General features: G+C 50.2%; 1 protein-coding gene. It reads right to left on the bottom strand.

Annotation, left to right across the window (positions count from 1 at the left end):
- Positions 1-13: 13 nt before the first annotated feature.
- A protein-coding gene (locus tag ACKFKF_RS35080; protein ID WP_446871949.1) for an IS630 family transposase occupies positions 14-1,152 on the bottom strand; the annotation gives its coding sequence in 2 pieces (ribosomal slippage) (positions 14-717 and positions 717-1,152; 1,140 coding nt in all).
- Between the last annotated feature and the right edge of the window lie 75 nt (positions 1,153-1,227).

The raw sequence follows: 1,227 nt of genomic DNA on the forward strand, positions 1-1,227 counted from the left end.
AACTAGTGGACTGTCAAGGTTGAAATGAGGGGTAAAGCCGTTTGAGTTTAACCCGTGCATCTTCAGTGGTAAACCGCCAATCTATCGTTCGCAATTGCGTATTTCTGCGCTGTTCCCAAGCCAGTGTGTCTCGTTGCAATGCAGGTTGGTCGGGAATGCGACGGTCGAGACATTGGCGGGCTAAAACACTGAGTTCAGTTTCTGCCATATTGAGCCAACTACCATGAACAGGCGTGTAGTGAAATTCCAATTTGTCAAGAATACGTTTGGCTTCTTGGGGTTCAAAGCTGGCATACAAAGCTGAGGGGTCATGAGTGTTGAGCTGATCTTGAACAACTGTGACCCACTCCGCATCCGGGTAACGCTCATCGACCAAGTATTTCATTGGCTGAGCATAATCTTGCTTGGTGCGGCGCTCGGTGACTTCCACATGTCTCCAACCCGCTAAAGGTTCGACAAACATAAATAGATTGCGAACCCCGTTGCGCTCATATTCGCAGTCATATCGAGGCGGGTGACCCGCTTCAATCGGCAGAGGGACTTGTGTTTCTTTGACCAACTGTTTGCTCGTTTCGTCAAAACAGACCACAGGGTAACGAGGGTCGTAGGGACGGGTGTACACGCTCAACACATCCTCCATGTAATAGACAAACGTTGCATTCGCTTCGGGGGGAATCACCCAGCATTCTCGCAACCAGGGCTTGAGGTCGTTTTTTTCAGCGTTTGACGCACGGTCTCATGGGATACACTCTCGACATACTCCAATTCCACCATCCGGTCTGCTAACAGACGCAGGCTCCAACGCGCCTGTCCTTCAGGGACTTCACCACAGGTAATGGCAATCAGATGAGCTTCTTGCTCTCCATCTAAGCGTCGAGGCTTGCGTTGTTGCTGCACTTGCCGACTGAGAGCTGTCTCTAAGTTGGTTTCGACAAACCGCTGCTGCACCCGCTCAATGGTGGCAACACTAAGGTCTAAGGCTTGGCTAATGGTCTCATCCGTCCAACCACCGCCCGCCTGATTCGTGTCGGCTTTGAGCAAAATCCGGGCATGGTTCATTTTGTAAGCAGGGGCTTTGCCAGTGCTGGTAGATTGCTCCAACGCTTCTCGCTCTTCAGGTGTCAGAGAGACGATATATTTCTTTTTTGCCATGATTTTTGGTTGAAGGGGCACCTGCTCAAATTATCAACCAAATTACCCCTCAAATCAAAGCTGACAGTCTACTAG

It is taken from the genome of Phormidesmis sp. 146-12 (assembly GCF_052939495.1).